Genomic DNA, 18454 nt, shown 5'->3' with positions numbered 1-18454 from the left:
CCTCCCCGAGAACGCGCCCAGCCGTCAACCCTGCAGACCGGTTGGAAGTGGCAGGCGACTCCGTCGCTTCGGAAACACCACTTAGCGCGCACGGTTACGAGCTGTCGCCCGGTCGGCCAGGATGGCCGGCACGGTGACCGCGGCCAGCGCGGCACCGATCCAGGTGACCGAGACGATTCCGGCGCCGGCGTCCAGCGCGGTCCCGGCGAGCGCGGGGACGAGGCTGATACCGAGTTGGAACGCGGAGACCGTGGTGGCCCCGGCGAGTGTCGGCGCGTCCGACGCGATGGTGAAGGCTCGCCGGTAGATGGCCGGGTTGAGCACGAATCCGGCGATTCCGAGCAGCAGGACCAGGGGAACAACGGCCACCGCGTGCCGGGCGAGGATCGCCAGCAGGACCGAAGCGAGCAGGATTCCTGCCGCTCCGGCCAGGAGCGCGTGCGAGGGCCACCGGTCGGCGACCCTGCCACCGATGGACAGGCCGATGAAGGCGCCGGCACCGAACAGCGCGAGGACCGCGGGAACCCAGACGCCCGGGACGCCGGTGAGGCCGGTCAAAAACGCCGCCAAATAGTTGAAGGAAATCATGTAGGCGGCGGTGCTCAGAATGGTGATGGCATAGATGATCCACAGCTGCGGTCGTCTCATGGTGCGCAGTTCCCGCCGCACACTTGGTTCCGTGTTCGTGCTCGTCGCCGGTAGCACGAGGAGGGTGAGGATCGCGCCGGCGACCGTGAGGGCGACCACGCCCCAGAACCCGCCCCGCCAACCGGTGAAGTAGCTGACCAGCGCGCCCGCCGGGCCACCAGCGATCATGGCGAGGCTGAGCCCGCTGACGACCACGCCGGAGGCGCGGGCGGTGCGGTCGGGCGTGACCAGGCCGATCGCGGTGACCGCGGCGACCGCCCAGAATCCTGCGTAGGCGAGGCCGCAGATGACCCGGGTGGCCAGCAGCACCGCGTAGCTGTCGGTGAGCAGGCCGATCGTCACGGCAGCGGCGAAGATGGCCTGCGTGATCACCAGCGTCGTCCGCCGTGGCCAGCGCAGGGTCAGGATGGCCAGGGGCGGCCCGCCGACGACGACACCAGCGGCGAACGTCGAGATCAGCGCGCCCGCGGCGGACAACTCGATCTTCAGGTTGTCCGCGACCGCGGGAAGCACCCCGGCGAGCAGGAACTCCGCGCTGCCCATGGCGAACAGGCTGAACGCCAGCAGGTAGACCCCGAGCGGCAGCCTCCCGCGAGCAACCCGTGGCTGCTGTGGGGTTTCGACGCTCATCGGCCCTCGCCCCCGACCTGCGAGGTCGAGTCGAGCGGCTGGGTGGCGGCGCTGGCGCGGCGCTGTGCGACGGCGCGGTCGACGTCTTCGTCCAGCAGGCCGGTGTTGATGGCGAAGCCGGCCGCGGATCCCATGCCGGCCGCGGTGACGACCTGGGCGCGAGGGTCGATGACGTTGCCGGCGGCCCAGACGCCGGCCACGCTGGTGCGCCCGGTGCGGTCGGTGACGACCCAGCCGTTGTCGTCCTTGTCGCAGCCAAGGCGGGTCAGCAGCTCGTCGTTCGGGATCGGGCGCGGAAAGAGGAACGCGGTGGCGCGGGGTACGACGCGGCCGTCGGTGAGCTCGATTCCGCGCAGCCGGTCACCGTCGACGACGAGTTGCTTTATCTTTCCCTCGACGAGGCGCACCCCGCGTGCTTCCAGCCGTTCCCGGTCCTCCACGGTGAGGCCGAGGGTGTGTGGCAACAAGATCACGTCGTCGCTCCACTGGCGCAGGAGCAGGGCTTGGTGCACCGCTCCCGGTTGGGTGCCGAGAACGGCCAGGGGCCTCTCGCGGACCTCGTAGGCGTGGCAGTACGGGCAGTGCAGCAGGTCCCTGCCCCACCGCTCGTGCACGCCTGGGATGTCCGGCAACTCGTCGCGCAACCCGGTCGCCACCAGGACGCGGCGTGCCGTGAGCTTCGCCCCGTCCGCCATGCGGATCTGGTAGCCGGCGTGGCCACGGTCGATCCGCTCCACCCGGCCGCGAAGGAACCGCACGCCGTAGCGGGCGATCTCGGCTCGTCCGAGATCGAGCAGGGTTGCGGGTGGCAGGCCGTCGCGGGACAGGAAACCGTGCATGTGCGAAGCGGGTGCATTGCGCGGCTCGCCGGCGTCGACGACCGCGACCTTGCGGCGGGCGCGGCCGAGGAGCAGCGCGGCGTTCAGGCCGGCCGCTCCCGCGCCGGCCACCACCACGTCGTACGTCCCCTCTTCGTTGTTCAGGTTGTTCGTCGCCTCGATCATGGCGATCACCTCCACGGCCGATGCTGCGGTCTGTGTCGGCAAAGCGGCAACTTCTGTTGCCATTTCTGGGACGCGGGTGTGGACTGGGCGCATGGACGGGCAATCCCCCATCGCCGCCGCGCTGGCCCAGGTCGGGCCTCGACTGAAGCGCATCCGTATGCAGCGCAGCGTGACCCTGTCGGCGCTGGCCGAGGCCACCGGCATCTCGAAGAGCACGCTGTCCAGGCTGGAGTCGGGACAACGCCGTCCGAGCCTGGAACTACTGCTGCCCATCGCGCAGGCCCACCAGGTACCGCTGGACGAACTCGTCGGGGCGCCGGAGGTCGGCGACCCGCGGATCCGGCACCGGCCCCGCGTTCACAACGGACGCACGGTGATCCCGCTGTCGACCCAGCCGGGGCCGCTGCAGGCCTGGAAGTCGATCATTCCGGCCAGGCAGAGCCGGCCCGAGCCGTGCACGCACGAGGGCTACGAGTGGCTCTACGTCCTGTCCGGGCGTCTGCGGCTCGTCGTGGCCGACCGCGACCTGACCCTGGGGCCGGGGGAGGCCGCGGAGTTCGACACCCGACTGCCGCACTGGTTCGGCTCAACCGGCGAGTCCGCGGTGGAAGTACTCAACCTGTTCGGTCCCCAAGGCGAACGCATGCACATTCGCGCCCGCTCCCGGGCGCAGTCCGCTTAGCGGGAGACGCAGGCCGTCACCGGCCGGCGTTGGCACCGCCCGTTGGCCTTCGGGAACTCCACCGCATCCGACACGGTGCGGCGTACAGCCGGACAACCGTCACATCTTCTGCGCACGAAGACATCGTTTTGGCCCGCGGGTAGATTTCGCGGTCGGACGCCAAGCGGAGGTGGCATGGTCAAGGGGTGGCACGGCTGGGTCGGTACGTTCACCGGCGTTGCGCTCATCACGGTGGCCGTACTGCCGTTGGCCGCGCTGGCGGTGTGGGCTCTGGCCCGCCGTCGAAGGGCCACCGGCAGCACGCCGGCGTGGGCGTGGCGCAGGTCGCTGGCCGAGGTCGGCATCGTCTACGGGACAGTGCCGTGGGTGTGGTTGACCATGTTGCCGGGCGACCGGGCCGGGGCCGTCCCCGGCCGGGCGAGCCTGGTACCGCTGCGGGACCTGTTCGCGATCCTCTCAAGTGAGCCGGTGCGGGCGACGGTCCAGATCGTCGGCAACCTGCTGGTGTTCGCGGCGCTGGGGTTCTTCGCCCCGCTGCGGTTCGCGGCGCTGGCGTCGGTACCGCGAATACTGGCGCTCGCGGCGGGCTGCTCGGTCCTGATCGAGACCGCGCAGTACGTTCTGCGGCTGGACCGGGTGTCCTCTGTGGACGATGTACTGCTCAACGCCGCCGGCGCCGGGCTGGCCGCGCTGGTGTCGCGCCGCTGGTGGCGCGCTACGGCCAGAGTTTCGTCAGACCGGCCTCGAGCGGGCCCGGTACCGGGAGGCTGAGCCGCCCGCGGTGCCGTCGGCGACCAGCTCGTCGACCAGTTGTGGTCTCCGGCTGGAATATCAGGCGGCGCCGGTCATGCGGCCGCCGTCGTGGCCGGCCGGTCGGTGAGAATCGCGACGAGTTCGGGTAGCGCGGCACTGGCCCGGTCCCGGATCTCGTCGCCGTTCAGCGGCGCGACCGGGTGGCGGGTCTGGACATAGGGGTAGCCGGGGGACCCCTTGAGGGAGGCCATCGCGTCGGCGGTCGCCTTGAAGGCGTCGCTGCAGATGACCACCGCGGGAACCCCGGCTGCCTCGAAGACCAGCCCGTCCGCGACGGCCGACGCGCTGCACGAACCGCAGTCGCCGACGCCGACGACGACCACGTCACAGGAGGAGACCAGTTCCTCGGCCATTTCGGCGGGCGCGGGCTGGGCGATGTTGAGTTTCTTGCGGCGCACCAGGTTCGCCACCCCATGTTCGGAGATCAGCGCTTCCCCCACCGCTTCGAGGAAGGTCTCGGCGTTCTTCTTGGTGTTGGCGAGCAGCCCGACGGTCAGTCCGCGCAGGTCGGCCGGACGCGGCGCCCGCGCGCTGGAACCGGTGGTGGTGCCCAGGTGGGCGGTCGGATCGATCATGGCTTCGAACATGACGAACTCCTGCCTCGACGATTCGCATCCGAAGGTAGGCCCGCATTCCGCGACCGGTCCACCGTGCTTTCACACACCGGAAGGGTCGTGCAGGGCGGCCTGCTGGTCGCTGCCGTCGGCGCGTTGCCCGGTCCGGACGCGCAAACCCAGCACCGCCAGCAGGCTGACCAGGCAGACCAGTCCTAAGTAGAGGGAGATGGGCGTCGAGGAGTGGTAGGCGCCGAACAGTGCGGTCGCCACGATCGGCGTGACCGCGCCGCCGATCAGGCCACCGAGCTGGTAGGCGATGGACGCGCCGGAGAACCGGGTGCGGGTGTCGAAGATCTCGGTGAACAGCGCACCCTGCGCGCCGGCCATGATGGCCTGCACCACCGCGGCCATCAGGAACGAGAACAGCGCGGCCGGCACGCTCTTCGTGTTCACCAGCAGGAACAACGGGAACGCCCACAGCACCGCGGTCAGCGCGCCGATGGCGTAGATCCGCTTGCTGCCCCAGCGGTCGGCCCACCGTGCGGCCACGTAGATCATCGCGATCCACAGCACCGCGGAGATCAGGATCAGGGTGAGCAGCGTGCTGCGGTCGAACCCGACCGCGGCGGTGCCGTAGTTCAGCATGTACACCATCACCGTGTAACCCACGGCCGGTGGCGCGATCGCGGCGAGGCTGGCCAGGATGAGCGTGCCCGGCCGCTCACGCAGCAGGGTGGCCACGGGCAGCCTGCTGACCTCGCGCCTTTCCTTCACCCGCTGGAATTCCGGGCTTTCGGACACCCTGCGCCGGACCACCATGCCGACCACCAGCAGCGCGATGCTGAGCAGGAAGGGAATCCGCCAGCCCCAGGTTTTCAGGCTGTCGCCGGAGATCTGCACCGCGAACAGGAACACCAGGTTCGAGGTGAGCACGCCGATCGGCACGCCGAACTGAGCGAAGCTGCCGTACACGGCTCGCTGCCGCGGGGTGGCGTTCTCGGTGGCGACCAGCAGCGCGCCGCCCCATTCGCCACCGACCCCGAAGCCCTGCGCGAGCCGCAGGATCACCAGCAGGATCGGGGCGGCCACGCCGATCGTGGCGTAGGTCGGCAGCAGGCCGATGAGGAACGTGGACACCCCGGCGAGCATCAGGGTCAGCACCAGCATCGTCTTGCGGCCGATCCGGTCGCCGAAGTGGCCGATCACCGCGCCGCCGAGCGGCCGGGCGATGAAGCCCACGGCGAACGTGCCGAACGCCGCCAGCGTGCCGGCCACCGGCGAGAACGAGGGATAGAACAGCGAACCGAACACCAGCGCGGCGGCGCTGTTGAAGACGTAGTAGTCGTACCACTCGATCGAAGTGCCGACACAACTGGCGAGCAGGATCGAGCCCCTGCTTGGCGACCCGGGCATGGCGGAACCACCCTCCGCGTGATGAAGGCCAAGCGCTGTCCATACTGTTGTGAACAATGAGTAAAGAAGGGCGCCGTGGTGCCGTCAATGCGGCGACGGCACCACGACACCCGGGACAAATGTCTTGGTTTCGTTCAAAACGCGAGATGAGCACGTTGGTCGACTTGGCACAACGCTGCACGAGAAGAAGTCACGGCCTGGCTACCCGAACACGTTCTGAACAACACTGTCTTGGCTTTATTTGCCGCGTGGTGGTATCGGGACCTCCAGCAGCAGTGGTCCGGCCAGCGTCGAGGTGAGCGCCTTTTCCAGTGCTGCCAAGGTATCCACGCGTTCGGCGGGCAGCCCGTAGCCGCGGGCGACGGTGACGACGTCGAGCCCGGGCAGGTCCAGACCCGGCACGCCCCGGACACCGAGTGGCCCGATGAACGACCGCAGGCCGCCGTATTCGTCGTTGCGCAGCACGATGAACGTGATCGGCAGTTCGTGCTGCGCCGCGGTCCACAGGCCCTGCACGCCGTACTGGGTCGATCCGTCGCCGAGGATCGCGAAGACCCGGCGGTCCGGATGCGCCAGTGCCATCCCGGCCGCGGCGGGCAGGCCGAAACCGAGTCCGCCGGCGGCGGGGAAATACAGGCTGTTCGCGCTGTGCAGCGGTGTGCGCGCCCAGAACTCGGCGGTGTGCGAAGTGGCCTCGTAGACCACCAGCGCGTTCTGCGGCAGGTTCGCGCCGATGGTGTCGAACACGGCCTCCGGCGGCAGCGGCGCCTCGTGGGCGGGCACCGGCTCCGGCGCCTTGCGGGGGACGACCGGGGGCCGGTCCGGCGCCTGGAGGGTGAGCCCGGTCAGCCCGGCGACCACCCGGCCGACGTCACCGACCAGAGCCTCGCCCATCGGCGCGCGGGCGGCCTGCACCGGGTCGCTGGTGACGAAGACCAGTTCCGCGCCGGGCGGCAGGTACGGGCCGGGCTGGTTGAAGTGGTAGCGGAACACCGGGGCACCCAGCACCAGGATGAGGTCGTGACCGGCCAGGGTCTGGCTGACCCCGGCCACGCTGGCCGGCAGCACGCCCTGAAAGTGCGGGTGAGTGGTGGGGAAGGCGGCGCGCGGCGGGCTGGGCGCCAGCCACACCGGCAGCCGCGCGCGCTCGGAAAGCTCGACCACCCGGGAGAAGGTGGGCTCGGTGTCCACCTCCGGGCCGACCACCAGCGCCGGTGACTTCGCCGCCGCCAGCCTGGCCGCGAGGCCGGTCAGCCGCGCCTCGTCCGGCGCGCCGAGCGCGTGGACCCGGCGCCGCGCGAGGTGCTCGACCTCGGCCGGGTCCACCTCGGCGGACCAGTCGTCGAGCGGCAGCGACACGAACACCGGCCCGGTCGGCGGGAGCGTCGCGAGGTGATACGCCTCCGCGAGCGTGCGCGGTACGTCCTGGGCCCGCAACGGTTCGAATGCGGCCTTCACGTGCGGGCGCGGCACCGTGGTCAGTTCCGCGTCCGAGAGCATCGCGCCGAGCCCGACCATGCCGCGGGCCTGCTGGCCGGCCGTGACGATCAGCGGGGTGTGCATCTCCCGGGCGTTGGCCAGGTTGCCCATCGCGTTGCCCAGCCCGGCGGCGGCGTGAAGGTTGACCAGCGCGGGCTTGCCGGTGGCCTGCGCGTAGCCGTCCGCCATCGCGAGGACGGCGCCTTCGTGCAGCCCCAGGATGTACCGGAAGTCCGCGGGGAACCGGTCGAGGAAGGGCAGCTCGTTGGAGCCCGGGTTGCCGAAAACCGTGGTCAGTCCCCAGCCGCGGAGCAGTTCGTGGACCGTGTCGCGCACCGTCGTCATACCTCCCAAGCTAACCCGCCCTCCTGGCCACCTGCGGTGGCCGCGTGACTTTTCCGCGTCATGAAAGGCGTATCGCGCGCCAGGCGCGCGCGGCGGGATAGTCGGAGCACTTCGCGAAACCTGGGAAACGGGGCGGAAATGAGCATGGCCACGCGGGCCGCGATCTGCCGGGAGGCCGGAAAGCCTTGGGAGATCACGGAAGTCGAGCTGGACGAGCCGAAGGCGAACGAGGTACGGATCTCCTTCCGCGCCGCGGGCCTGTGCCACTCCGACGACCACATCCAGAAGGGCGACGCCCCGATGCGGTTCCCCGTCGTCGGCGGGCACGAGGGTGCCGGCGTGGTGGACGCGGTCGGGGAGGGGGTGACCCGGGTCGCGGTCGGTGACCACGTGGTGTGCTCGTTCATCCCGGCCTGCGGTGAGTGCCGCTACTGCTCGACCGCGCGCCAGAACCTTTGCGACGCCGGGAAGAACGCGGGCACCGGGATGTTCCCGGACGGCACGTTCCGGTTCCATTTGGACGGTCAGGACCTCGGCGGGCTCTGCGTGCTGGGCACCTTCTCGCAGTACGGTGTGGTGTCCGAATACTCCTGCATCCGCATTCCCGACGACATTCCCTTCGACGTCGCCGCGCTGGTCAGCTGCGGCGTGCCGACGGGCTGGGGCTCGGCGGTGTACGCGGCCGGGGTGCGGGCCGGGGACACGGTGGTGATCTACGGCTCCGGCGGGGTGGGCAGCAACGCCGTGCAGGGTGCGCGGTTCGCGGGCGCGAAGAACGTGATCGTGGTGGACCCGGTGCCGTTCAAACGGGAGATGGCGCAGGTCTTCGGCGCCACGCACACGTTCGCCGACGCCGCCTCCGCACACGACTTCGTGATCGAGACCACCTGGGGCGAGCTGGCCGACCACGCCATCATCACCGTCGGCGTCCTGCACGACGAGGTCATCGCCGACGCGGTCAAGGTCGTCGGCAAGTCCGGGCAGGTCACCATCACCGCGGTCGGCAACGGTGCGCTCGACGTGCCGTCCGGCATGCTGATCGGCTACCAGCGGCGGGTGAAGGGCGCCGTGTTCGGCGCGTGCAACCCGCTCCACGACGTGCCACGCCTGCTCGGGTTGTACCGCTCGGGCGACCTCAAACTCGACGAGCTGATCACCCGGCGGTACTCGCTGGAGCAGGTCAACGACGGCTACCAGGACATGCTCGACGGAAAGAACATCCGCGGCGTGATCATCCACGGGGGAGGACTGTGAAGTGGTTTGCGTGGCGGTGCGGGTAGCGGAACCTGAGGCGGTTTCTCACTCCGGGATCGCCTCCTCATGAATGCCAATTCACCACGTCGGCGCTGTCCTCGCGAGAAACCACCTCAGAACCCGCAGCGGTGCAAGCTGACGGCCTCACCGCAAGCGGCTCCGCCGCTTCGAAAAACCACCTGAAGGAGCCCGCCTTGACCATCGTTGCGCCGAGTCCCGGCATCGGGGCACTGGTCGCCGACAACGCCCAGCTCATCGGAGGTGAATGGGTGTCGGCGGCCGGTGGCGAAACCATCGACGTGCTCAACCCGGCGACCGGGGAGACGCTGGCGCGTGTGCCGCGCGGCCGGGCCGCTGACGTGGACGCCGCGGTCGGAGCGGCCACCGGCGCGTTTCCCGCCTGGCGCGACACCAGCCCGAGCGTGCGCGCCCGGCTCCTGCTGCGCTGGGCCCAGCTCATCGCCGAGCACGAGACCGAGCTCGACCAGCTGGAGTCGCAGGAGGTCGGGCGCCCGAGCTGGGGTCCGCCGCCGATGGCCAACCAGCTGACCTTCATCGCCGGGCAGGCGGACAAGGTCCAGGGCACCTCCCTGCCCGGGCACAGCCCGGACGTGCTCGGGCTGACCCTGCGCGAGCCCTACGGCGTGGTCGGCAGCATCATCCCGTGGAACGCGCCGGGGCCGACGTTCACCGTTGACGCCGGGGCAGCCATCGCCGCGGGCAACACCATCGTGATCAAGCCGGCCGAGGACGCGCCGCTGACCCCGCTGGCGCTGGCCCGCCTGGCCCTCGAAGCGGGCATCCCGCCGGGCGTGCTCAACGTCGTCACCGGGTATGGCCCAGAGGCGGGCGCCGCCATCCCGGCCCATCCCGGGATCCGCCGGATGAGCTTCACCGGCTCCCCGCAGACCGGGTCCGCGGTGATGGCGGCCTGCGCGAAGAACCTGGTGCCGCTGCACCTGGAGCTGGGCGGCAAGTCGCCGCAGGTGATCTTCGCCGACGCCGATCTCGACGCCGCGATCCCCGCGATCGCGCGCGGCATCACGCTGAACACCGGGCAGATCTGCGCCGCGGGTTCCCGGGTCGTGGTTGACCGCTCGGTGCACGGCGAGGTCGTGCAGCGGCTGGCCGAACGGCTGGCGCAGGTCCGGGTGGGCCACTGGCACGAGAAGGTCGACATGGGCCCGCTGATCAACGCCAAGCAGCACGAACGCGTGCTCGGCTACGTGCGCAGCGGCCAGGACGAGGGCGCCCGGCTGGTCACCGGCGGCGGGGTGCCGGACGGCTTCGACAAGGGTTACTTCGTCGAGGCGACGCTGTTCGACGAGGTGGCACCGAGCATGCGCATTGCGCAGGAGGAGATCTTCGGCCCGGTGCTGTCGGTGATCCCGGTCGCCGGTGAGGACGAAGCCCTCGAAGTGGCGAACGGCACCGACTACGGGCTGGTCGCCTCCGTGTGGACCCGCGACGTGGGCCGCGCGGTGCGCATGGCGAAGGGCCTGCAGGCGGGCCAGGTCGCGGTGAACGCGGCGCTGGGCGCCGGGATGATCGGCGCGCCGTTCGGCGGCTACAAGCGCAGCGGCTTCGGCCGCACCATGGGCGCCGACATGGTGCGCAACTACACCCAGGTGAAGGCGGTGTCCTTGCGTGGCACGAAGTAACGGCAAGAATTTCCGGCTGCGGGTGCTGATGGAGCCCCGCCACGGCGCGTGCTACGACGAGATCCTCGCGCTCGCGCTGGCCACGGAGGAGGCCGGGTTCGACGCCTTCTTCCGCTCCGACCACCTCTTCGGCGTGGACCCGGCCGACCGCACGTACCGGCCCACCGACTGCTGGACCACGATGGGCGGGCTGGCCCGCGAGACCACGCGGGTCCGGCTCGGCGCGCTGGTGGGGGCGGCCACGTTCCGCACCCCGGGGCTGCTCGCGACGATCGTCGCGTCGGCGGACGAGATGAGCGGCGGGCGGGTCGAGCTGGGGCTGGGCACCGGCTGGTACGCCCGCGAGCATGCCGCCTTCGGCATCCCGTTCCCGGACACCCGCGAGCGGTTCGACCGGCTGGAGGAGCAGCTCGCGGTCATCACCGGGCTGTGGCGCACCCCGACCGGCGACGAGACGGGCTTTTCCTTCTCCGGCAAGCATTACACGATCGAGGAGAACCACACGCCGCCGCGGCCCGCGCAGTCGCCGCACCCGCCCATCATCATCGGCGGCAGCGGCCCCCGGCGCACCCCGGCCATCGCCGCCCGCTACGCCAGCGAGTTCAACGGGGCGCTGGGCGGGGACCTGCGCGAGCGGTTCGCGGTCTTCGCCCGGGCCTGCGAGGCGATCGGGCGCGACCCCGGGGAGCCACGGCTGTCGGCCGTGCTTCCGGTTGCCTGCGGGAGAACGCGTGCGCAGGCGCAGCGGCGCGGTGCGGTGATGGGCTCGGAACGTATCCGCGAAAGCGCCTGCATCGGCACGCCCGGCCAGGTCACCGAGCGGATCGCCGAGCTTCGCGACGCCGGGGCCGACACCGTCTACTTCCACATCTACGACATCCACGACCTCGACCACATCGCGCTGCTCGGCGCCGAAGTCCTGCCGCAGGTCACCGATCCCGCACTGGTGGAGACATGAAGATCACGACCAAGGCCGCCATCGCCCGCGGCCCGCACATCGGCTGGGAACTGGCCGAACTGACCCTCGACCCGCCGAAGGAGCACGAGGTGCGGGTCAAGTTCGCGGCCGCGGGCCTGTGCCATTCCGACGACCACATCACCAAGGGCGACGCGATGCCGCGTTTCCCGATCGTCGGGGGCCACGAGGGCGCGGGCGTGGTCGAGTCGGTCGGGCCGCACGTGCGGCGCGTCAAGCCGGGCGACCGCATCGTCTGCTCCTACATTCCCGCCTGCGGCGCGTGCCGCCCGTGCTCCACCGGCCACCAGAACATGTGCGTCAAGGGCCTCAACGCGGGCACCGGCATGTTCCTCGACGGCACCTTCCGGTTCCACCTCGGTGCCGAAGACCTCGGCGGGTTCTGCACGCTCGGCACGTTCTCCCAGTACGCCGTCGTGTCGGAGTGGGCGTGCATCCCGCTGCCCGACGACATCCCGTTCGAGATCGGCGCGCTGGTCGGCTGTGGCGTGCCGACGGGCTGGGGTTCGGCGGTGTACGCGGCGGGTGTCGGGGTCGGTGACACGGTGGTGATCTTCGGGTCGGGCGGCGTGGGCAGCAATGCCGTGCAGGGTGCGCGCTACGCCGGGGCGAAGAACGTCATCGTGGTGGACCCGGTGTCGTTCAAGCGGGAGATGGCGCAGGTCTTCGGTGCCACGCACACGTTCGCCGACGCGCGCGAGGCCCACGACTTCGTCGTCGAAACCACCTGGGGCCAGCTCGCCGACCACGCCATCCTCACCCCCGGCGTGCTCACCCCGGAGATCGTGGACGCGGCGGTGAAGATGGTGGGCAAGGGCGGAAAGGTCACCATCACCGCGGTCGGCAAGCGGGGCGTGAACACCGCGCACGTGCACGCCGGTTTCCTGATCGGCTACCAGCGAACGGTGCGCGGCGCCCTGTTCGGCGACTGCAACCCGCTCTACGACGTGCCCAAGCTGCTCGGGCTGTACCGGGCCGGCGAGATCAAGCTCGACGAGCTGATCACCCGCAAGTACCGGCTGGACGAGGTCAACGCCGCCTACCAGGACATGAACGACGGGAAGAACATCCGCGGCGTCGTCATCCACGAAGGAGTGTTTTGAACACCACCTGGCGCTGAGCACCCGAAATCGAGACCAGCGAAGGAAGTTCCGTGCCCACACCCAGCTTCGTCGCGCCCGCGGACCGCGAGGCCGTCACCTCGTTGCTCCGCGCACAGCTCGACGCGCTGCCCACCCGTTCCCCCTTCTACGCCGAGAAGTTCGCCGAGCACGGGATCAAGCCCGCGGCGCTGGTCTCGCTCGGCGACCTCGCGAAGTTTCCCTTTACCACCAAGGAAATGTTGCGGCAGTCGCAGGCGGCGGCGCCGCCGCTCGGCCGGCACGCCGGGACCGGCCTGACCGAGGTCATCCGGGTGCACGCCTCGACCGGCACCACGGGCAAGCCGAGCTGGGTCGGGGTCACCCGGTCCGACGCGGCGGCGTGGACGGAGATCGTGTCCCGTGCCTTCCGCACCATGGGCGCGTCCAAAGAGGACGTCGTGCTCCACGCTGCCGGACTCACCCTGTTCGTCGGCGGACTGCCCATCCGCGACGCGCTGGAAGACATCGGATCGACGGTGATCCCGATCGGGACCGGCGCCTCGGAGAAGGCGGTGCTGGCCCTGGAAACGCTGGGCGTCACCGCACTGCATTCAACGCCTTCGTACGCGCGTTATCTGGCCGAGTACGTGCGCGGGCTGGGGCGTGACCCACGCGAGTTCGGCATCAAGAAGGTCTTCGTCGGTGGTGAGCCGGGCGGGGGAGAGCCGGCGTTCCGGGCACGTGTGGAACAGGAATGGGGCGCGCGGGTCACCGAGGGGCTCGGCAACGCCGACATGGCACCGGTGATCTTCGGCGAGGCGCCGGGCTCCGGCGGGATGCGCTTCACCGGCGGCCGCCATGTGCTGGTGGAGCTGATCGACCCGGACAGCGGCGAGCCGGTCGAAGCCGAGCCGGGCGCGACCGGCGAGCTGGTCTATACCTCTGTCGACCGGCAGTGCTGCCCGCTGGTGCGGTTCCGCACCCGCGACCGGGTCAAGATCACCGGCCGGGCCGGCGACGGTGCCCCGCTGATCCGCTGCGTCGGCCGCACCGACGACATGCTGATCGTGCTGGGCGTCAACGTGTTTCCCTCCGCGGTCCGCGATCTCGTGCAGACCAAGCATCCGCGCACCACCGGCGCCGTGCAGATCGTGCTGCCCAGCCAGGGCCCGCGGGTCGAGCCGCCGCTGCGGGTGGAGGCCGAATGGGGTGAGGACCCCGGTGACCGGGAGCAGCTACGCCATGAGATCGAGGCGCTGATCCGGTCGCGGCTGTCCGTGCGGGCCTCGGTCACCCTCGTCCCGCCCGGCTCGCTCGAACGTTCCGAGATGAAGTCCCGCCTGACCCGGCTGGCCGATCCAGAAAGGCAGTTGTGATGGGAGAAACCGTGCGCGCCGCGGTGCAAACCGGACCCCGCCGGTTGGAGCTGCGTGAGTTCCCGCGGCCCAGGACCGGGGCCGACGACGCGCTGCTGAAGGTGGAGGCCAACGGCATCTGCGGCAGCGACGTGGAGACCTTCAAAGGACACCTGGGCCGGCCCGGCCGGGGCCCGTTCATTCCCGGGCACGAGCCGCTCGGCATCATCTCCGAGATCGGGGAGCAGGCGGCGAAGCGCTGGGGCGTGGCGCCCGGCGACCGGGTGGCCCTGGAAGTGATCGTGCCCTGCCACTACTGCCAGAACTGCCTGACCGGGCGCTACCAGTTCTGCCCGAACCGCACCCTCGGCCACGGCGTGACCGGCGTCGACGTGGCTCCTTCGCTGTGGGGCGGCTTCGCCGAGTACCTCTACCTCTCGCCCGGCACGCTCGTGCACAAGATCGACCGGAACGTGCCGGTGGAGGTCGCGGCCATGTACAACCCGCTGGGCGCGGGCGTGCGCTGGGCCGCCCAGCTCGGCGGGATCCAGCTCGGCGACACCGTGCTGGTGCTCGGCGCCGGGCAGCGCGGGATCGCCTCGGTCATCGCGGCCCGCATCGCCGGCGCCGGCACGATCATCATGACCGGCCTGGCGGCCGATGCGCACAAGCTCGAACTCGCCCGCGAGTTCGGCGCGGACTACACGATCGTCGTCGACGGCGAAGACGGCAACGACACAGTGAACACCGTCGAGCGGGTCGCGGACATCACGAACGGCAAGATGGCAGACGTCGTCCTCGAGTTGACCCCGATGGCCGCCCAGCCGATCAGCGACGCACTGTCTTCGGCGCGTCACGGCGGCCGCGTCGTGCTCGCCGGGCTCAAGGGTGGGCGCGAGATTTCCCTGCGCACGGACGTCATCATCCAGCGCGGGCTGACCGTGCTGGGCGCCTTCGGGGTCGACGCGAGCGCCAACGAGCAGGCGATCGGGATCATCGAGTCCGGCCGCTTCCCGCTGGAGAAGCTGCACACCCATTCGTTCGGCCTGGACGAGGTCTCCCAGGCGATCGAGACGCTCGCCGGCGAGGTCGAAGGCGAGCAAGCAGTCCACGTCTCGGTCCACCCCAACTCCTGATCATCCGGAGGCCCGCGCATGCTCGTTGATGCCCACGCCCACCTGCTGCCGCGCGACTACCCGGCCGACGCGCCGGAATGCTTTCCGCGCATGGAACCGATCGACGGCGACACGGCCCGCACGTTACTGTTCGGCCGGACGAAGTTCCGTGCCCGGGACGCCTTCTTCGACGCCGAGCGCCGGCTCGAGGAGATGGCGAAGTCCGGAGTGGACGTCGAGGTGCTGAGCCCGATGCCGCCGTTGCTGCGTTACGACCTTCCGGTGGCCGACGGACTGTCACTGGCCCGTCACGTCAACGAGTTCACCGGCGCTTTGTGCGCGACCGCGCAGACGCGGTTCTTCGGGCTCGGCATGGTCCCGTTGCAGGACCCCGAAATGGCGGCCAAGGAGCTTGCCTCGTTCTCCGAGACCGGGCTGCACGGGGTCGAGATCGCCTCGAACGTCCTCGGTTCCTCGATCGGTGACGAGAAGTTCCTCCCGTTCTTCGCCGAAGCCGAGCGGCTCGGCCTGGCGGTCTTCGTGCACGCCATGCCGGCCGCCACGGACCGCCTGCCCGCCTCGGCGATGGGCACCTACGTGGTGGGCCTGGAAGGGGCACTGGCGGCGGCCTCGCTGATCAGCGGCGGCATCACGGCGAAATGCCCGAACCTGCGGATCTCGTTCAGCCACGCGGCGGGTGGCTTCGGCCTCATGGTGACCCGCGCCCAGTACTTCTGGAGCGGCACCTGGAACGAGGAGCCGCCGGTGCCCGAGAAGGCCATCGCGCACGACGACGGACCGTCACCGCTGGACTACGCGCGACGGTTCTACTACGACTCGATGGTGTTCGACGCCCGTGCCCTGCGATACCTGATCGACCTGCTCGGCCACGACCGCCTGCTGGCCGGCTCGGACTTCCCGGCGATGCCGCGCGAGGAGCCGGCCGGCCGGACGCTGCGCTCGCTCGCCCTGCCCGAGGCGGCTCTGGAGGACATCACCTGGCACAACGCGTTCCGGTTCCTCGGCGTTGACCCACCGGCCTGATCCGTCACGCTCGTCCCCTCGTTGACCTGCGCGTCCGCGCCGGTGAACGCATACTGATATTCATTCAGAAGGAACGCTGAATAACGCAGAGGGAACGAGATGGCCAGCAGCAACGATCGCGGAACCGGGCGCGGACTGAGTCCGGTCGCGCGGGAGCGGCTCCAAGCCGAGCTCACCACGCTGCGGGACCAGCGGGAGCGCATGGCCGCCCAGATCCGCGCGAAGGACCCGGTGGGCGACCAGGCCGACGAGGCGTACCTGCTGCGGCTCGAAGACGACATCGCCGCGATCGACGACCGCATCATCGAGCTGTCTGACCTGCTGGCCGGCGCCGGCCGCGGCACCCGGGGCGTGGCCGACGGCACGACCGTGACGCTGCGGTTCTCCGAGCACGACGTGCAGACCCTGCGGGTGGTGGCGGTGCCCGAGGAGATCCCGGCCGGGCAGGAGGACACCATGGTCACCTCGGACAGCCCCCTCGGCCTGGCGCTGGCCGGCCGGAAGGCCGGGGACACCATCACGTTCTCCGCACCGATGGGCATGGTGCGGGCCGACATCCTGGAACTGCTGCCGCCGGACTAGAGCGAGTCTCGAAGTCCGTGTTCCCGCCCGAGGTGACCACGGGCGCACCGGAGGCCTCGGAAACACCGCCCGGATGACCGAGTCCGCCGTCTGGGCTGATCGCGACCATGAGCGGGTGGCAGCCGGCGGTGCCGATATTGTCCGGATATGAACGACACCGACCTTCGTGGTCTGCGCCGTATCCTGATCGGACTGACCTGGATCTCTGCGCTCCCGGCGATCGGCGGCTTCCTCCTGGCGCTCGGCCTGATGCTTTTGCCGCCGTCCTTCGACAACCACGGAGCCTTCACCGAGCCTGTCCCGTGTGGCGTGCCTGCGCTGTTCGACCGGTCGGCCTTCGCGGAGCAGTTGCACAGCTCCGACGAGGAACTCAACGCGATGAAGGCGACCGGATGTGCCGAGATGGTCGCCGTCCGGGAGCACCAGGCGGTCGGTGCACTGGCCGTGGCTACCCCGCTCGGCCTGCTCGCCCTGGTCTTCCACCTGAACCGCCGCACGGGCCCGGCTTACCGGGACGAGTAAGTCCGACGTGGTCAGTGGTCGTATCCGATCAGAGGTCTGGTGGCTGCTCGGATGTGGTGGTTGTGCCAGATTGCCGCGGCCATCGCCAGGGCACGCTGGGCGACGCGGATCGCTGCGCCCTTGGTTTCCGGTGTGCGTGGCGGACCTGAGGTCCGGACGCCGGTTCAGCGGTAGAAGGAGGTCGCATTGCCGGACAACACCTTCCGGCGGGCTTCCTCGTCGAGTGTCTCCAGTAGCCGGGACGCTCCGTCACCGTGGTCGTGCGGGTAGTCGCTCGCGTACATGAGGAACTCGGGCACGCGCATCATTTCCAGCACCTGGGCCAGCTCGTCGTCGTCCCCGGGCAGGTGCGCCGGCTCGGTGGTCGCGCGGAAATGCCGGTACAGATAGGTTTCCGGTGATTCCTTCACCCACGGAACCTCGCGCCAGACCGCCCGCCACTCCTTGTCGAAGCGCCACAGCAGGGACGGCAGCCACGAGAACCCGCACTCGGACAGGCACACCTTCAACTCGGGCAGCTCGCTGAACACCCCTTCGGCGATCAGGCTCGCCACGTGGCCCTGGACCACCTGGCTGTTGCTCAGGTAGTCCTCGAAGTAGCTGTGCGCGAACCCGGTCGGCGTGGGTGAGCTGGAGATCCGGCCCCAGGCGTGCAGGCCGACCACCAGATCGTGCCGCTCGGCCGCTTTCAGTAACGGGCGGAACCGCTTGTTGCCGTATCGCACGTCCTGCCCGCGCACGGGCAGCAGCACCTGGACGAACCGCTGGTCCGGTCCGAGCCGGTCGATCTCGGCCACCGCGGCTTCGACGTCCATAGTGGACACCACCATCGAGGCCCGCAGCCGGTCGTCCTGATCGAGCCATTCGGTGCGCAGCCAGTCGTTCACAGCGCGCGTTAGCGCGTTCTCGTAGTACGGGTTGTAACTGATGTCGAACGACGTCGTGCAATTCAGAATCGCCCGCCGCGGACCGTCATTGTCCAGCACCTGCTTGCGCAGGCCGTCGACGTTGTCCGGCGGGAACGTGCCCGCGGCTCGCGCCTCCGGCTTGGCCGAGGTCGGTGCGCCGGGTGGGTACGCATTGCCGAACGATGGCGACAACTTCAGGTTCGCGTCGCTGATGTAGGCCCGCCAGTAACTGTCCAGGAACGGGAAAAGCGTCTCGATCGAAGCGGGCGCGCAATGCACATCAGTGTCGATAACGTCGCTCACGGGCTGTCCTTTCGCGAGTTTGCGCGCGACCGCGATCGTGTCGACGGGGCGCTCCATAGGGATCGAGTCACGTCCGCGACG

The 18454-nt window shown here is 70.0% G+C and carries 17 protein-coding genes and 1 pseudogene; 11 read left to right on the top strand and 7 right to left on the bottom strand.

Annotation, left to right across the window (positions count from 1 at the left end; all coding sequences use genetic code 11):
* Positions 1-81 precede the first annotated feature (81 nt).
* Positions 82-1278 carry an MFS transporter gene (locus tag A3CU_RS0101970; RefSeq protein ID WP_027940835.1) on the bottom strand — a complete coding sequence of 399 codons (1197 nt, stop codon included), beginning with the start codon at positions 1276-1278 and terminating at the stop codon, positions 82-84.
* Positions 1275-2282 carry an NAD(P)/FAD-dependent oxidoreductase gene (locus A3CU_RS43145; protein ID WP_052371402.1) on the bottom strand — a complete coding sequence of 336 codons (1008 nt, stop codon included), beginning with the start codon at positions 2280-2282 and terminating at the stop codon, positions 1275-1277. The genes A3CU_RS0101970 and A3CU_RS43145 overlap by 4 nt, the downstream gene beginning before the upstream one ends.
* Positions 2283-2373: 91 nt before the next feature.
* Here A3CU_RS43145 and A3CU_RS0101960 point away from each other — a divergent pair, with 91 nt between their 5' ends.
* Positions 2374-2964, top strand: coding sequence for a helix-turn-helix domain-containing protein (locus tag A3CU_RS0101960; RefSeq protein ID WP_027940834.1), 591 nt, complete (start codon positions 2374-2376; stop codon positions 2962-2964).
* A 174-nt stretch (positions 2965-3138) separates the two neighbouring features.
* On the top strand, positions 3139-3735 hold the full coding sequence (locus tag A3CU_RS43140; protein ID WP_043840475.1) for a VanZ family protein: 597 nt from the start codon (positions 3139-3141) through the stop codon (positions 3733-3735).
* A 74-nt stretch (positions 3736-3809) separates the two neighbouring features.
* Here A3CU_RS43140 and A3CU_RS0101950 read toward each other — a convergent pair whose 3' ends face one another.
* The 3 genes from A3CU_RS0101950 to mdlC all read right to left on the bottom strand — a co-directional run bounded on the left by A3CU_RS0101950 (position 3810) and on the right by mdlC (position 7571).
* Positions 3810-4364, bottom strand: a complete 555-nt coding sequence (locus tag A3CU_RS0101950) for a UGSC family (seleno)protein (RefSeq protein ID WP_027940833.1) — start codon at positions 4362-4364, stop codon at positions 3810-3812.
* Positions 4365-4433: 69 nt separating this feature from the next.
* Positions 4434-5747: an MFS transporter gene (locus A3CU_RS43135; protein ID WP_043840474.1), complete on the bottom strand. Its 1314-nt coding sequence runs from the start codon at positions 5745-5747 to the stop codon at positions 4434-4436.
* 237 nt (positions 5748-5984) lie between these two features.
* Positions 5985-7571, bottom strand: coding sequence for a benzoylformate decarboxylase (gene mdlC / locus A3CU_RS0101940; protein WP_027940832.1), 1587 nt, complete (start codon positions 7569-7571; stop codon positions 5985-5987).
* 138 nt (positions 7572-7709) lie between these two features.
* Between mdlC and A3CU_RS0101935 the strand changes: the two genes are divergently transcribed.
* The 9 genes from A3CU_RS0101935 (at position 7710) to A3CU_RS0101895 (ending at position 17162) form a co-directional block, all read left to right on the top strand.
* Positions 7710-8825 (top strand): NDMA-dependent alcohol dehydrogenase, encoded by a 1116-nt coding sequence (locus A3CU_RS0101935; RefSeq protein ID WP_027940831.1) that lies wholly within the window; start codon positions 7710-7712, stop codon positions 8823-8825.
* Positions 8826-9019: 194 nt separating this feature from the next.
* Positions 9020-10486, top strand: coding sequence for an aldehyde dehydrogenase family protein (locus A3CU_RS0101930; protein WP_027940830.1), 1467 nt, complete (start codon positions 9020-9022; stop codon positions 10484-10486).
* Between the two features lie 28 nt (positions 10487-10514).
* Positions 10515-11444 (top strand): TIGR03560 family F420-dependent LLM class oxidoreductase, encoded by a 930-nt coding sequence (locus A3CU_RS0101925; protein ID WP_052371401.1) that lies wholly within the window; start codon positions 10515-10517, stop codon positions 11442-11444.
* Positions 11441-12565: an NDMA-dependent alcohol dehydrogenase gene (locus A3CU_RS0101920; protein WP_027940828.1), complete on the top strand. Its 1125-nt coding sequence runs from the start codon at positions 11441-11443 to the stop codon at positions 12563-12565. The genes A3CU_RS0101925 and A3CU_RS0101920 overlap by 4 nt, the downstream gene beginning before the upstream one ends.
* Before the next feature lie 50 nt (positions 12566-12615).
* Positions 12616-13920: a phenylacetate--CoA ligase family protein gene (locus A3CU_RS0101915; RefSeq protein WP_027940827.1), complete on the top strand. Its 1305-nt coding sequence runs from the start codon at positions 12616-12618 to the stop codon at positions 13918-13920.
* The gene (locus A3CU_RS0101910) at positions 13920-15035 is read left to right on the top strand and encodes a zinc-dependent alcohol dehydrogenase (RefSeq protein ID WP_027940826.1); all 1116 of its coding nucleotides are present in this window, start codon (positions 13920-13922) and stop codon (positions 15033-15035) included. The genes A3CU_RS0101915 and A3CU_RS0101910 overlap by 1 nt, the downstream gene beginning before the upstream one ends.
* An 18-nt stretch (positions 15036-15053) precedes the next feature.
* Positions 15054-16058 (top strand): amidohydrolase family protein, encoded by a 1005-nt coding sequence (locus A3CU_RS0101905; RefSeq protein WP_027940825.1) that lies wholly within the window; start codon positions 15054-15056, stop codon positions 16056-16058.
* Positions 16059-16157: 99 nt separating this feature from the next.
* Positions 16158-16640, top strand: a complete 483-nt coding sequence (locus A3CU_RS0101900; protein ID WP_027940824.1) for a GreA/GreB family elongation factor — start codon at positions 16158-16160, stop codon at positions 16638-16640.
* A gap of 147 nt (positions 16641-16787) precedes the next feature.
* Entirely contained in the window at positions 16788-17162 is a 375-nt protein-coding gene (locus tag A3CU_RS0101895; protein ID WP_027940823.1) for a hypothetical protein, read from the top strand.
* Between the two features lie 11 nt (positions 17163-17173).
* Here A3CU_RS0101895 and A3CU_RS55530 read toward each other — a convergent pair.
* Together A3CU_RS55530 and A3CU_RS43130 are read right to left on the bottom strand one after the other, a co-directional pair.
* Positions 17174-17299: pseudogene (locus tag A3CU_RS55530) on the bottom strand (IS982 family transposase); the annotation flags it as partial.
* A gap of 27 nt (positions 17300-17326) precedes the next feature.
* The gene (locus A3CU_RS43130; RefSeq protein ID WP_043840545.1) at positions 17327-18373 is read right to left on the bottom strand and encodes an amidohydrolase family protein; all 1047 of its coding nucleotides are present in this window, start codon (positions 18371-18373) and stop codon (positions 17327-17329) included.
* Between the last annotated feature and the right edge of the window lie 81 nt (positions 18374-18454).

It is taken from the genome of Amycolatopsis taiwanensis DSM 45107 (assembly GCF_000519205.1).
GTDB lineage: Bacteria > Actinomycetota > Actinomycetes > Mycobacteriales > Pseudonocardiaceae > Amycolatopsis_E > Amycolatopsis_E taiwanensis.
Note: the sequence above shows the minus strand (reverse complement) of the source record. Positions and strands in the feature narration are given on the sequence as shown.